This is a genomic window from Brevundimonas sp. AJA228-03 (assembly GCF_017795885.1).
Classification (GTDB): domain Bacteria; phylum Pseudomonadota; class Alphaproteobacteria; order Caulobacterales; family Caulobacteraceae; genus Brevundimonas.
Genome location: NZ_CP059297.1, coordinates 1,503,605 through 1,517,736, shown reverse-complemented (window position 1 = coordinate 1,517,736; position 14,132 = coordinate 1,503,605). Strand labels below are relative to the sequence as shown.

General features: G+C 67.1%; 12 protein-coding genes. 10 read left to right on the top strand and 2 right to left on the bottom strand.

The features are described from left to right. Window positions 1–10: 10 nt before the first annotated feature. From HZ989_RS07535 to HZ989_RS07515, 5 genes are all read left to right on the top strand, one after another. Complete coding sequence (locus HZ989_RS07535; protein ID WP_209322984.1) at window positions 11–3,187, top strand: efflux RND transporter permease subunit; 3,177 nt, start codon at window positions 11–13, stop codon at window positions 3,185–3,187. Further along, window positions 3,184–3,912 (top strand): HupE/UreJ family protein, encoded by a 729-nt coding sequence (locus HZ989_RS07530; RefSeq protein WP_209322983.1) that lies wholly within the window; start codon window positions 3,184–3,186, stop codon window positions 3,910–3,912. The genes HZ989_RS07535 and HZ989_RS07530 overlap by 4 nt, the downstream gene beginning before the upstream one ends. Window positions 3,913–3,925: 13 nt before the next feature. After that, window positions 3,926–4,636, top strand: a complete 711-nt coding sequence (locus HZ989_RS07525) for a transmembrane anchor protein (RefSeq protein ID WP_209322982.1) — start codon at window positions 3,926–3,928, stop codon at window positions 4,634–4,636. Window positions 4,637–4,880: 244 nt separating this feature from the next. Further along, window positions 4,881–5,504, top strand: coding sequence for a hypothetical protein (locus HZ989_RS07520; RefSeq protein ID WP_209322981.1), 624 nt, complete (start codon window positions 4,881–4,883; stop codon window positions 5,502–5,504). After that, on the top strand, window positions 5,501–5,758 hold the full coding sequence (locus HZ989_RS07515) for a transcriptional regulator (RefSeq protein WP_209322980.1): 258 nt from the start codon (window positions 5,501–5,503) through the stop codon (window positions 5,756–5,758). Before HZ989_RS07520 ends, HZ989_RS07515 begins: the two co-directional genes overlap by 4 nt. A gap of 23 nt (window positions 5,759–5,781) precedes the next feature. On the opposite strand, the gene HZ989_RS07510 is transcribed toward HZ989_RS07515, so the two are convergent. Next, window positions 5,782–7,110 (bottom strand): MFS transporter, encoded by a 1,329-nt coding sequence (locus HZ989_RS07510; protein ID WP_209322979.1) that lies wholly within the window; start codon window positions 7,108–7,110, stop codon window positions 5,782–5,784. A 97-nt stretch (window positions 7,111–7,207) separates the two neighbouring features. Here HZ989_RS07510 and HZ989_RS07505 point away from each other — a divergent pair, with 97 nt between their 5' ends. Both HZ989_RS07505 and HZ989_RS07500 read left to right on the top strand, forming a co-directional pair. Further along, the gene (locus HZ989_RS07505; RefSeq protein WP_209322978.1) at window positions 7,208–7,483 is read left to right on the top strand and encodes a metal-sensing transcriptional repressor; all 276 of its coding nucleotides are present in this window, start codon (window positions 7,208–7,210) and stop codon (window positions 7,481–7,483) included. 7 nt (window positions 7,484–7,490) lie between these two features. Further along, on the top strand, window positions 7,491–8,615 hold the full coding sequence (locus tag HZ989_RS07500; protein WP_209322977.1) for a nickel/cobalt efflux transporter: 1,125 nt from the start codon (window positions 7,491–7,493) through the stop codon (window positions 8,613–8,615). Between the two features lie 165 nt (window positions 8,616–8,780). Here HZ989_RS07500 and HZ989_RS07495 read toward each other — a convergent pair whose 3' ends face one another. After that, window positions 8,781–9,023: a helix-turn-helix transcriptional regulator gene (locus HZ989_RS07495; protein WP_209322976.1), complete on the bottom strand. Its 243-nt coding sequence runs from the start codon at window positions 9,021–9,023 to the stop codon at window positions 8,781–8,783. A 378-nt stretch (window positions 9,024–9,401) separates the two neighbouring features. On the opposite strand from HZ989_RS07495, the gene HZ989_RS07490 reads away from it, so the two are divergent. The 3 genes from HZ989_RS07490 (at window position 9,402) to HZ989_RS07480 (ending at window position 13,935) form a co-directional block, all read left to right on the top strand. Continuing rightward, window positions 9,402–9,890, top strand: a complete 489-nt coding sequence (locus tag HZ989_RS07490; protein ID WP_209322975.1) for an RNA polymerase sigma factor — start codon at window positions 9,402–9,404, stop codon at window positions 9,888–9,890. Window positions 9,891–9,900: 10 nt separating this feature from the next. Then, complete coding sequence (locus tag HZ989_RS07485; RefSeq protein ID WP_209322974.1) at window positions 9,901–10,884, top strand: FecR family protein; 984 nt, start codon at window positions 9,901–9,903, stop codon at window positions 10,882–10,884. Window positions 10,885–10,977: 93 nt separating this feature from the next. Beyond that, complete coding sequence (locus HZ989_RS07480) at window positions 10,978–13,935, top strand: TonB-dependent receptor (RefSeq protein ID WP_209322973.1); 2,958 nt, start codon at window positions 10,978–10,980, stop codon at window positions 13,933–13,935. Window positions 13,936–14,132 lie beyond the last annotated feature (197 nt).

Here is a 14,132-nt window from a genome sequence, read left to right as displayed (position 1 = left end):
TCGCATCACCATGCTCGAACGCATCATCGCGCTGTCGATCCGTTTCCGCTGGGTCGTCATGGCGCTCGTCCTCCTCGCCTGCGCGGTCGGCGCCTGGAGTTTCCAGCGCCTGCCCATCGACGCCACGCCGGACATCACCAACGTCCAGGTCCAGATCAATACCGAGGCGCCCGGCTTTTCGCCGCTGGAGTCCGAACAGCGGATCACCTTCCCGGTGGAGACCGCGATCGCCGGCATTCCTGGCCTTCAATACACGCGCTCGGTCTCGCGCTACGGGCTGAGCCAAGTCACCGTCGTCTTCGAAGATGGCACCGACATCTATTTCGCGCGTCAGCTGGTCAATGAACGGCTGCAGGCGGCGCGGGGTCAGCTGCCGGAAGGGCTGACGCCCGAACTCGGCCCCATCGCCACGGGTCTGGGCGAGATCTTCATGTACACGATCGAGGCCGAACAGGGCGCCCGACGGCCCGACGGCCAACTGTACACGCCCGAGGACCTGCGAACGCTGCAGGACTGGGTCATCCGGCCCCAGTTGCGCAACACGCCCGGCGTCACCGAGGTCAACACCATCGGCGGCTTCGAGCGGCAGTATCACGTCACGCCGTGGCCGGATCGTCTCGTCGCCTATGGCGTGACCATGGCTGAGGTCGTCGAGGCGCTGAACCGCAACAACGCCAATGTCGGCGCCGGCTATGTCGAACGCTACGGCGAGCAATACCTGGTCCGGGTTCCAGGCCAGGCTGAGACGCTCGAGGATCTCGGCGCCATCATCGTCGCCAACCGCAACGGCGTACCGGTCCGGGTGGCCGATGTCTCTGACCTGGTGATGGGCGAAGAACTGCGAACGGGCGCCGCGACGGAGGACGGCCGAGAGGTCGTGCTCGGAACGGTGTTCATGCTCGTCGGCGAGAACAGCCGCACCGTGGCCCAGGCCGTCGCCGCCCGTCTGGACGAAGCATCCAGGGCCCTGCCCTCCGGCGTCCGGGCCGTGCCGGTCTATGACCGGACCGATCTGGTCGACCGGGCGATCCACACGGTCGAGAAGAATCTGGTCGAGGGGGCGCTGCTGGTCATCGTCGTGCTGTTCCTGCTGCTCGGGAACATCCGGGCGGCGCTGATCACGGCGGCGGTCATCCCCGTCACCATGCTGATGACCATCACCGGCATGGTGCGGACAGACACCTCGGGCAATCTGATGAGCCTGGGCGCGCTGGATTTCGGCCTCATCGTCGACGGCGCGGTCATCATCGTCGAGAACTGTCTGCGCCGGTTCGGCGAGACCCAGCATCGCCTGGGCCGGCTGCTCACCCGCGAGGAGCGGTTCGGGCTGGCGGCTTCGGCCTCCGGGGAGGTCATCCGGCCATCCCTGTTCGGGGTGCTGATCATCACTCTCGTCTATGTGCCGATCTTCGCCCTCACCGGCGTCGAGGGGAAGATGTTCCATCCGATGGCGATCACCGTCGTCATCGCCTTGACCTGCGCCCTGGTCCTGTCGCTGACCTTCGTCCCGGCCGCCGTCGCCATGTTCGTCACTGGCAAGGTCGAGGAGAAGGACAGCTTCGTCATGCGCGGCGCCCGGCGCTTCTATCAGCCGGCGCTGGACCTGGCCCTGCGCTTGCGCGTGGCCTTCGTGGCCGTTGCGGTCGCCCTGGTGGCGATCGCGGCCCTGGGCGCCAGCCGCATGGGGTCGGAGTTCATCCCGAACCTCGACGAGGGCGACATCGCCATGCACGCGCTTCGCATCCCCGGCACCTCCCTCAGCCAGGCCGTGCAGATGCAGACGGCGCTGGAACGACGCATCGCCCAGTTCCCCGAGGTCGAGCGGGTCGTGGCCAAGATCGGCACCGCCGAGGTGGCGACCGATCCCATGCCGCCTTCGGTCGCCGACACCTTCATCATGCTGAAGGACCGCAAAGACTGGCCCGATCCGCGCAAACCCCGCGCAGAACTCCTGGCAGAACTCCAGGCGGCCGTGGCCCAGATCCCGGGCAACAATTACGAGTTCACCCAGCCGATCCAGATGCGCTTCAACGAACTCCTCTCGGGCGTTCGCGCCGACGTCGCCATCAAGGTGTTCGGCGACGATCTCGACGCCCTGCTTGAAGTCGGCAACGCCGTCGAAAGCGTGGTTGGCGGCATCGAGGGCGCCGAGGATGTCTCGGTGGAACAGGTCACCGGCCTGCCGGTCCTGCAGATCAGGCCCGACCGCGCTGCCTTGTCGCGGCTGGGGATCAGCATGGACGATGTCCAGCAGGTCGTCGCGACCTCGATCGGCGGCGTGGTCGCCGGTCAGGTGTTCGAGGGCGACCGGCGCTTCGATGTGGTCGTGCGCCTGCCCGAGACGCTGCGCCAGGACACCGAAGCCATCGGTCGGCTGCGCATTCCCGTGCCCGGCTCAGGCGGCACGGCTTTCGTGCCCCTTGAGGAGATCGCGACCATCGTCGTCGAGAAGGGCCCAAACCAGATCAGCCGCGAAGACGGCAAGCGCCGGGTTGTGGTCACCGCCAATGTGCGGGGCCGCGACCTGGGGTCCTTCATCGCCGAGGTCCAGGAAAAGGTCGGAGCCGAGGTCGAGGTTCCGGCCGGGTCCTGGATCAGTTACGGCGGCACGTTCGAACAGCTGATCTCGGCGGCCAAGCGGCTGCAGTTGGTGGTGCCGGTGGTGCTGCTGCTGATCTTCGGCCTGCTGTTCGCCCTCTTCCGGTCGGTCAAGGACAGCGCCATCGTCTTCTCGGGTGTGCCCCTGGCCCTGACCGGCGGGGTCGCCGCCTTGGCGATGCGCGGACTGCCGCTCTCGATTTCAGCGGCGGTCGGCTTCATCGCCCTGTCCGGGGTCGCGGTGCTCAACGGCGTCGTCATGGTCAGCTTCATCCGCACCCTGATCGCTGAAGGCAGACCCCTTGGAGAAGCGATACGCGAAGGCGCCCTGACCCGGTTGCGGCCGGTGCTGATGACCGCCCTGGTCGCCAGCCTCGGCTTCGTGCCGATGGCGCTCAACGTGGGGGCCGGCGCCGAGGTCCAACGCCCGCTGGCCACCGTCGTCATCGGCGGGATCATCTCCTCGACGATCCTGACTCTGCTGGTCCTTCCCGCCCTCTACAGCCTCGTCCACGGTCGGCCGCCCCGCGCGGACGGCGCACCGCGCCGCTGGCTTCCCCGTCTTCCCTTCACTCGGAGCAACGCATGACCGCCGCGATCCATCGCTGGACGGCCTGGCTGAGGACGCCTGCGGGCGTCCTCCTGCTGGGGCTGTTCATCTTGTTCCTGAACGGCCTGCTCACGGTCGCCCTGGCTCACGGCGTGGCCGAGGGCGACAAGGGCTATATCCAGGAGACGTCCGGCTTCCTGTTCTGGCCCTTCGTCTACCTCGGGGCCAAACACATGGTCACCGGCTACGACCACCTGCTCTTCCTGCTGGGGGTGATCTTCTTCCTCTACCGGATGAAGGACATCAGCCTCTATGTGACCCTGTTCGCGGTCGGCCACTCCACCACCCTGCTGCTCGGCGTGCTGACCGACATCAGCGTCTCCAGCTATCTGGTGGACGCCGTGATCGGCCTGTCGGTCGCCTACAAGGCGCTCGACAACATGGGCGCCTTCCAGCGCTGGTTCGGCTTCCAGCCCGCGACCAGGGCGGCGACCCTGGTCTTCGGCCTGGTTCACGGCTTCGGCCTGGCCACCAAGCTTCAGGACTTCAACCTCTCGCCCGACGGCCTGATCGGCAATCTGATCGCCTTCAACCTCGGCGTCGAGGTCGGCCAGCTCCTGGCCCTGGGCGCCATCCTTATCGTCATGGGCTTCTGGAGGAAGACGACCGGCTTCTGGCGGCACGCCTACGCCGCCAACGTCGTCCTCATGACCCTCGGCTTCATCCTGGCGGGCTATCAGCTCGTCGGCTTCTTCGTCGCCTGACCGGAGACCTCAAATGTACAACGCCAACAAGCCCGACGCCTCCGAACTGCCGTCGACCGCCAAGCTGCTGAAGTCCACCGGCATCGCCGTGGTCGTCGCTTCAGCCCTGCTCGTCACCGTCGTCCTGCCCGCGGAGTACGGGATCGACCCCACGCGGGTCGGCTCTCTGCTCGGCCTGACCGAGATGGGACGGATCAAGCGCCAACTCGCCGCGGAAGCCGCGGCCGAGGAGGCCGGCGCCGCGCCCCAGGCGGTTCCGATCGCCACGACACCTCTGACGCCGCCGATGGAGCCTCCAGCAACCGGGGCGCAGCCAGGGACGGCTGCGCCCCCTGTCGCTCCGCCCGCAGCGCCCCCTGCAGCCGCAGGCCCTGCGCCCGTGACGGCCGCGACGACGCCGGGCACGCCAGTCCGTTCGGACCGCACGAGCCTGACGCTCGAGCCCGACGAGGGCGGTGAGATCAAGCTCACCATGAAGGAAGGGGATCGCGCCGAGTTCACCTGGTCCGCCGATGGCGGGGCGGTGAACTACGACACCCACGGCGACGGGCGCGGGATCTCCTACCACGGCTACGGCAAGGGGACAGACACTCGCGTACAGGGCGTGCTCGTGGCCGCCTTCGACGGCAAGCACGGCTGGTTCTGGCGCAACCGCGGCGATGAGCCGGTCACCATCACCCTGGTGACGAACGGCGCCTACGAGCGAGTCGAATTCATCGAGTAGGCCTCGCCAAGACACGCGCCGGACGCCCGCCCACCAAAGCCTCCCGCGTCGGCCCCATCTCGGAACCGGCGCGGGATCAGCTCTTCTCGAACGCGGGTCGGCGCGTCGGCCGGCCGCCGACAGTGGCCACCACCTCCGACCCTCCGTTCATAGGAGGCGTCGAGCGACGTCTCGACGCCCGCTCGAGAAACAGCCTTGACGCGACTACTTTGTTATACAAACTTATCGCAGAACGGAGACCGCCATGACCGAGACGCCCACGCCCGCCGACCTGTCCTATCTCAAGCGGATCGCGCACGCCGGTCGAGGCCGCCCGGCTCCGTTCCTGCCGGTGATGGCGGTGTTCGGCGCGGGCTACGGTCTGTGCTTCCTTCTGATCTACGCCTCCATCGTCATCGATGGGGCCGATGATCCGGGCGGCCTCTTCTACCCCTGGGTCCACTATATCCCGCCCGTGGCCCATCTTGCCTTCATCGTCATGGCCGTCTGGACCGCATGGCGGACCTTCGTCTCGCGCGGGCGCGGTCTCAGCCGCGCGGCAACCGCCGCCTGGTCGGCCGCCTTCGCGGCCTTTGTGACGGTGATCGTCGCCTATCTCTACGCCGCGGCCCAGCCGACGGGCGATGTCGCCCAGACGGCCTTCATGCTGCCGATGACGGTCCTGGCGCTCTGGGGCGCGGCCTGGTGGGCGACGGCGCTGATGACCGATCGCCGCTGGCTGCTCATCGTCGCCGTCGCCAGCTTCGCCGCCACCCTGGCCGCCGCCGTGGTCGGCAATACCGTCGAACTCGTCCTGCTCGTCGGCCTCAGCCTGCTCGGCCTGGCCTGTTTCCCGGCGATACTGCTGATGCGGGAACGCGCCGGTTGAGCGATCTTCTCGCCCATCACACCAGGGCCGGCGTTCTTGCCTATCTGTCGGATCGCGGCAGCGCCGACTTCACCGAGATCGCCCGTGCGCTGGAGACCGCGAACAATGTCCTGTCGCGGCATCTCGAACGGCTTTCGGAGAGCCAGTTCATTCGCATCGAACGCGGCTTCCTGGGACGCAAGCCACGCACCCGGATCGTGCTAACCCCGGCAGGTCGTCAAGCCTGGGCGGCCTATCTCGATCGACTGACCTGAAGTCGCACCCAGCGAGCCGATCGTCAGTCCGGACGCTTCGGCCACCGCGGATGGCTGTCGTCGATGACGACCGGATGCGCATGCGCAGCCCCGGCCTCGGTCACCTTCGCGTCGGCCAAGTGCGCATCCCCCGCACTCAGATTATCGTGGACGTGCGGGAGGTCCGCTGGATCGTGCGCCGGCCAGATGACAAACCCCAGCACCGTACCGACCGCGCATAGGCCGGCCAGAACGAGGAAGGCCGCGCTCGGATCGACGGCGGCGCTGACCAGGCCTGCCACCGGATAGGCGACCAGCCAGGCGGCGTGCGACAGGGCGAACTGGGCCGCGAACAGGGCCGGCCGGTCCTGGGCGTTGGAGGAGCGACGCAACGCCCGTCCCGCCGGTGTCAGCGTCAAGGAATAGCCCACGCCCATCACGGCCCACAGCCCGAGCAGCACGACATAGCTCGTGGCGAGAACGGATCCCGCGAGCAGGACGCCCGTCATGATGACCGCGCCCCAGAGCATGGCGCTGCGGTCGGAGACCCGCGTGAGCAGACGCGGGAGGGCGACCGCGGCGCCCATGGAGCCGAGCCCGAAGGCCGCCAGGGCCCAGGCGGTGTGCTGGCCCGAGAGTCCGAAACGGGATTGAACCAGGACGACGGTGTTGACGAACACCATCGCCCCGCCTGCGGCCTCGGCGAGGCTGATCGCCATCAATCCGCGCAGGCGTGGGGTGAGAGCGAACAGGCGCAGGCCGCCGGTCAGCCGCCGCATGAAAGGCAGCGGCTGCGCCCGGGACAGGGCGGGCAGGACCGCGCTGACCACGAAAAGGGCCGAGACGACGAAGCCGAGAGCCGTTCCGACGAACAGATTGTTGTAGCTCATCACCGCCAGCAGCAGCGCCGCCGCAACCGGGCTAGCCACGCTCTCCAGATCGGCCGCCAGGCGCGAGAGCGACAGGGCCTTGGTGTATTCGCCCTCGTCCGGCAGCAGATCGGGGATCATCGCCTGAAAGGCCGGAGTGAAGGCCGCCGACGCGACATAGAGAACTGTCATCAGGGCGTAGACCTGCCAGGCCTCGCCGACGAACGGTAGGGCGGCGGCCACGCCGGCGCGGACCACATCAAGCGACACCAACAGAGTCTTCCTCGGCAGCTTCGCCGCCAAGGCGCTCGCGAAGGGCGCGACGCCGATATAGGCGATCATCTTGATCGCCAGCGCGGCGCCGAGGATCTCGCCGGCGCTGGCGCCCGCCAGGTCGTGAGCCAGCAAACCGAGCGCGACAGTCGCCATCCCCGTCCCCAGCAGAGCCGCGACCTGGGCGATGAACAGATGTCGGTAGGCGCGGTGACGCAGGGGAGAGAACACGAGCGACTCCGAGGTCCGGCGCGAGTGCGCGCCAAGCGGACCTTATCCTCCCGGGGAGGATAGTTGCAATATCCCCCCGGGGAGGATATGCGGCGTCATGGCCCACGTCTCCCACGCCTCCCATCCCGAGATCGTCAAACGCCTTCGCCGCGCCGACGGCCATCTGCACACGGTCATCCAGATGATCGAGAGCGGCCGGCCCTGTCAGGATCTGGCGCAGCAGCTTCACGCCATCGAGAAGGCGGTGGCCGCCGCCAAGAAGACGTTGATCCACGACCACATCGACCACTGCCTGGCCCATGCGGCCGAGGGCGATCCGGACGAGGCACGCAAGGCCATCGCCGATTTCAAAGACATCACCAAATACCTGTGAGACGCCGATGACCCCGTTCGCGGACCTGCTGCAGCAGGGCTCGGCCCACGCCTGGCTCTTCATACCCTCTGCCCTGCTGCTGGGCGCCCTGCACGGGCTGGAGCCCGGCCACTCCAAGACCATGATGGCGGCCTTCATCGTCGCCGTGCGCGGAACCGTCTGGCAGGCCATGCTGCTGGGTCTGTCGGCGACCCTGTCCCACACCGCCATCGTCTGGGCGATCGCGCTCGCCGGCCTCTATTTCGGCCGCAACCTCGATCTGGAATCGTCCGAGCCCTGGTTCCAACTGGCGTCCGCCCTGATCATCCTCGGCGTCGCCGCCTGGATGATCTTCGCCACCTGGCGCGAGCAACGCGCCGCGCCCAAGGAACACGATCATGAGCACGACCATGGTCACGCCCATGACGAGACACGCCGCATCGACACCGGACACGGCGTCCTCATCCTCGGCATCTTCGAGGACGACGTCCCGCCCGAGTTCCGCATAACCGCCGAGAGCGGACCGCTGCTGGAAGCCGACGACGTCATCGTCACGACCACCCGGGCGGGCGGCGCGACCCAGAGCTTCACCTTCGAGCGCGACGGCGACCGACTCCGCTCCACCGAGGCGATTCCGGAACCGCACGCCTTCGCGGCACGGCTGACCATCGGCCACCGCGGCCACGTCCACGCCTTCGAAGTGAACTTCAGCGAGGACGGTCACGATCATGGTCACGACCATGGCGGGCTGGACGTCTCCGATCCCGGCTATCAGGACGCCCACGAGCGAGCCCACGCCAATGACATCAAGGCGCGGTTCGCCAATCGAAAGGTGACGACCTGGCAGATCATCCTGTTCGGTCTGACCGGCGGCCTCATCCCTTGCCCTGCGTCGATCACCGTCCTGCTGCTCTGCCTACAGCTCAAGCAGGTCGCCTTGGGGGCCACCCTCGTCCTTTGCTTCTCGATCGGACTGGCCGTGACTATGGTCACGGTCGGCGTGGTCGCCGCCCTAGGCATGCGGCATGCTGAGAAGCGCTGGGCCGGCGGCTTCGCCACCTTCGCCCGGCGCGCGCCCTATGCGTCGGGCGCCCTGATCAGCATCGTCGGGGTGGTCCTGACCTGGCAGGCGATCGTCGCCCTGACGGCGTGAGACGGGCGGCAGGTGCGCAACCTGACGTCCTGCGCTAAAAAGGCAATGGCGGGTTCCGGGAACGATAGGCGCCGATCGAGAGCCAGGGGACGCGTGAGCGTCGGCGGCGGTCGGCGGTGAAACGCCGGGCTTCCTCACAGAAGTTCCTGGCCCGCCCCCTTCGCCTCAGGCCGGATCAATCAATCCATCGCGGACAGCACTCGCGACCGCCTCGATCCGGGTGCGGACCCGCAATTTGGCGCAGACTTTCTCAAGGTAGGAATCCACCGTCCGGGGCGACAGAGACAGAATGGTCCCAATATCAGCGGAGCTTTTTCCGCGACACACCCACTGGAGGCATTCCTGTTCGCGCGGGCTCAGTGAGACAGCGACCGGCTGTCGATCAGGATCTTCGGCAACGGCTTCCATGGTACACCACTGGTTGTCTGACTTCATCCGTACACGGGGGCTTCGCCGGCGGGCAACGTCAATGTTTTGCGGGCCTTCCGCCGCTTTTTTGCGGCCTTCCGATCGGTGCGGGCGGGGTTGAAGCGGGCCTTATTCGCAGAGGATTCCAACGCCCGCCCCCTCCGGCTTGCGTCTGGATTCCGTTTGATTCATGCTCGGGTGTCGGCGTCCGCGCCGACAGGGGCCTGGAATCCCCTGTGCGAAGTCAAACTCAACGACGCGCGTCTCACGCGCCTGTCGCTTGTCAGCGGCCCGAACCCGTGCGCCCGCCCGGGGTGCGGAGCCTGCGCGATCTCGTCTTCGGATTCCCCGTCCCTCCCCGGAGGCCGGAGATTCGCGTTGACCGATGCCAAAGAGCTGAAACCGGAAGCGGCGGAGGGCCTGAACGGTCTCTATCGTCGCTATGCCGGCTGGCTCGATGGGCGGCTTAGGGCGCACGTCGGCGCCGACCAGGCTGCCGACGTGGTTCAGGAGACCTATCTTCGCGCGGCTCCCTATCGGAGCGCGGACATCCGGCATCCTAAGGCTTTCCTGCTGCGAATTGCGCTCAATCTGGTGCGCGACGAGAGCCGACGTCTGAAGCGCCAACGCGAGTCCTCAGGCGATTTCGGCCAAGATCAGAGCGAGTCCGCGTCTCAGGCGGAACAGTTGATGCTGAAGCAGATCATCCTCACCATGCCTCCGCTGTATAGGGACATCTTCGTATTGAGCCGCTTTGGCGGTATGACTTATCCCGAGATCGCTGCGGCGCGCGGCCTCAGTGTCAAGACCGTCGAGTGGCGGATGTCGAAGGCGCTGGAGCACTGCGTCGCTCGGCTGGACGATTAGGCAGGGTATGATGACGGTCGATGGCGACCTCGACATCCGACGGCAGGAAGCCGCTTCCTGGTTTGCTCGCCTCAGCCAGCGGCGCGTGTCCACGGACGACGTCAAGGCGTTCAGCGCCTGGCGACGGAATCCCGACAATGCACGCGCCTACGAACGGGTTGAATCCGTCTGGAACGCCACCAACACCCTGGCGGGCGACCCCGACATCAGCGACTTGACGGCAGAAGCGATGGGCAAGGCCTCGTCCCCCGTCCGCGCGCGAGCCTTGGTGTCCCGGCTCTGGACGCCGCTCGGCGGCGTCGCGCTGGCCGCCGTCGCGGTCGTCGCCGCCGGAGCGCTCTGGGCCGTCAACAGGCCGCTCGACTATGCGACCGCCGTTGGCGAGCAGCGCACCGTGCGTCTGGATGACGGGTCGCGCGTCACCCTAGACACGGGGTCACGGATCCAGGTCCGACTGCGCGACGACCGGAGATCGGTGGCGCTGCTGTCGGGACAGGCCTTCTTCGACGTGACTGGCGACCCGGCCCGGCCCTTCGTGGTCTCAGCAGGCGACACCGACGTTACGGCGATCGGAACCCGTTTCGACGTCCGCCGGATGGGCGACGGCGCGCGCGTCACTTTGGTCGAGGGTCGCGTGTCGGTACGGGAAACCGCCCAAGGCGACGCCGGATGGTCGCTCAACCCGGGCCAGCAAGTGGTCACAGCGGCGCCGCGTCCGGCGGTGGCGACCGTCGACATCGCCCAGGAAACGAGTTGGACCACCGGCCGTCTGATCTTCAGGGCGACGCCGATACGGGCCGCGGTGGCGGAGATCAATCGCTACAGCGACGAGAAGATTGATCTGCGGGCCTCGCACATCGCCGATATCCCCGTCAGCGGCGTTTTCGACACCGGCGACACCGATGGCTTCATCGCCGCGCTGCAGGATCTCTATTCGGTGAAAGCCGAGCGGCGGCCCGATGGCACAGTGATCCTGTCTGGGCCTCCAGCCTGAATTATAATTCGTAAGCGGACTTAGGGGGACCCGCCCTCCCCATCGTCTCTTCCCCGTCCCGCCAACGCGCGGGTAACCTAAGGGGGAAAGAGTATGCGTATGGGTCTGGGTTCAACAGCGCTGTCCGCGCTGCTCCTGGCGTCGGCGACGCCGGTGATCGCGCAAACTGCGGATGCGGTGAGACGCTATGACGTCGCCGCGGGACCGCTCGATCGCGCTCTGACGGCCTTCGCCCAGCAGAGCGGGCAACAGATCCTGTACCCGGCCGCTCTCGTCGCCGGCCGCCAATCGCCGGGCCTCAGCGGGAGCTATCCGGCCGAGGCCGCCTTGGCTGCGTTGCTGCGCGACACCGGCCTGTCGCACCGGCGGACCCGCTCCAATGTGTTCGTCCTCTATGACCCTTCGGCGCGAGCGGACGCGGATGCAGCCGAAGCGACCGAACTCGAGGAAGTGGTCGTCACGGGAAGCCTGATCCGTGGAGCGGGCGATGGCCCGTCGCCCGTCGTGACGGTGACCCGCGACCAGATGGACCGCGAAGGACGGGCGACGGTCGCCCAACTGCTCGCCAGCCTGCCGCAGAATTTCGGCGGCACCGCCAACGAAGGCGCACTGAACAACGGCGCCGACCGATCCGGCACCAATTCGACCTTTGCGAACGGCGTGAACCTTCGCGGCCTGGGCAGCGACGCCACGCTCGTCCTGATCAACGGTCGACGCCTGGCAGGCACCGGGGCCAAGGGCGACTTCGCCGATGTCTCCTCGATCCCCACGGCCGCGATCGCACGCGTCGATGTTCTGCTCGACGGGGCTTCTGCCCTCTACGGCGCCGACGCGGTGGGCGGCGTGGTGAACATCATCCTGCGCGACGATTACGACGGTGCGGAGACCCGGATTCGGCTGGGCGACACCTGGGACGGCGCGAGCGGCGAGTATCAGTTCGGACAGACGATCGGCCGGCGATGGACCGGCGGCGGCGCGATGATCACCTATGAATACTATGATCGGGAGGCGCTGGCGGGGTCGGAAAGGCGGCTCGCCAGCGACGCGGACCTGCGGTGGCGCGGCGGAACAGACCGAAGGCAATACTACAGCAATCCGGGCAACATCGTCGTGTTCGACGCGGCTTCAGGCAGCTACGTTCCGACCTACGCCATCCCGCCGGGTCAGGCGGGCGTCGGCCTTCGGCCCGGCGATTTTCTCGCCGGGCAGATCAACCTCGAGAACCACCGGGCCGGGGTCAATGTTCTCCCCCGTCAAACCCGGGAGAGCGTCTACACTGCCGCACGGCAGGACTTGGGCGACCGCTTCGAGATCAGCGGCGACGCGCGCTACGGACGACGCAACTACGAGACGGTGTCCTTCCCCATCAGCACCCTGTTGACGGTCACCTCGGCCAATCCGTTCTTCGTGTCGCCGGCCGGCGCGCGATCGCACACCGTCGCCTATTCGTTCCAGAAGGAGATTCCGGCTCCGCGCATCAGTGGCGAGGTGGAAAGTTTCGGCGCCACCGTGGGCGGCGTGGCTGATCTGTTCGCGGACTGGAAGCTCGACGCCTATGTCGCCTATTCATCCGAGGAAAGCCGTAATGCAACGGATGGCGCGCTTCAATCGACCTATCTGCGGGAGGCGCTCGGAGCCGTAGGGGACAATCCGGCCACGCCATTCAGCGCCGTGCGGGACGGCTATCTGAATCCCTTTGGCGACGGGCTCATCAATAATAGCACGGTGCTCGATTTCATCAGCTCCGGCTACACGCGGACCCACAGTCGCACGACCGTTTCATCCGCCAATCTCCAGGTCGGCGGCACGATCCTCGATCTCCCGGGCGGCCCGCTGCGGCTGGCTGCGGGCCTGGCGTTCCGGGAAGAAACATTTGAGCGCCAGTTCACCGGATTCACATCCGGGAGCGCGCCGGCCGTGGGCGCAGCGACGGAAACGGACCGACAGGTCTCGGCCGCCTTCGCCGAGGTGCGCCTGCCGCTCTTCGGCGCCGACAACGCTCGCCCGGGATTGGAACGGCTTGAGCTCTCCCTTGCGGCGCGGTTTGAGGACTATGGCGACGTGGGGCAGACGACCAGTCCCAAGGTCGGCGTGCTCTGGAAGCCCACGAACGAACTGCTCTTCAGAGCTAACTACGGCCGCTCATTTCGCGCGCCCGCCTTGCGCGAGCTGAACGATGCGCCCAGCGCCAGTCCCTCCATCCTGCCTCGGGGGTCTCAACAGATCCTCTCGATGATCCTGTACGGCGGCAACCCGGATCTTCAACCTGAGGAAGCCGACACCTGGACCAGCGGTTTCGAGGTCCGGCCAGATGCGGTCCCCGGGCTTCAGTTCGGGGTCAACCTCTTTCGAACCGACTTCGACAACAGGATTGGCCAACCGGCGCTGGAGAGCATTCTCACGGCTTTGGGCGACCCGTCGCTGGCGCCGTTCGTTCGCACGCTCGACCCGATCAACAACGCCGACGATCGGGCAGCCATCCAGGCGATCCTCGATCTGCCGACGACGGGTCTTCGGGACCTTTTCCCCGCCACCGCCTACGGCGCGATTGTCGATGCGCGTTACGTCAACACGGCGCGGGTGCAAGTTCAGGGCGCCGACATCACCGCCGACTACGGCTTCGATCTCGGCCCGAACGCGTTCAACGTGGCGGTGAACATGACCTGGCTGGAGCGTTTTGACGCTCAACCGACTCCGACATCGCCCACCGTCTCTCAGGTCGACCGCCCCAATTTCCCGGTCGGGCTTCGGGGCCGGACCTCGGGCAGTTGGTCGCGCGGATCCTGGACCGTGGCCCCTTCCCTGAACTACGTCGGATCGTACCAGGACCTCGTCGGTAACAGGATCGGGTCATGGACGACTGCTGATGTGCTGGTCCGATACGCCCCGGAGGACGGCGTCCTCGCCGGGGCGATGCTTTCGCTCACGGTCCAGAACCTGTTCGACCGTGATCCCCCGTTTTACGACGCGCCCCAAGGCGTGGCCTACGACGCGGCCAACACCAATGTACTGGGCCGGTTCGTGTCCCTGCAGCTGACCCGGAGCTGGTGATGCGGAGCTCGCTATTGGCGCTCGCCCTGGCGGCGAGCCTGGCCGGAGTCTGTCCCGCGTCAGCCCAGACCGGCCGGCCGTTCACCGTCGATGACCTCGTCGGACACGAAGACACCGGCACGGTTCGCATCAGTCCTGACGGACGGTGGATCACGGTCGAACGACAGGCGGCCTATGATCAGGCCGGCTCCTATGCG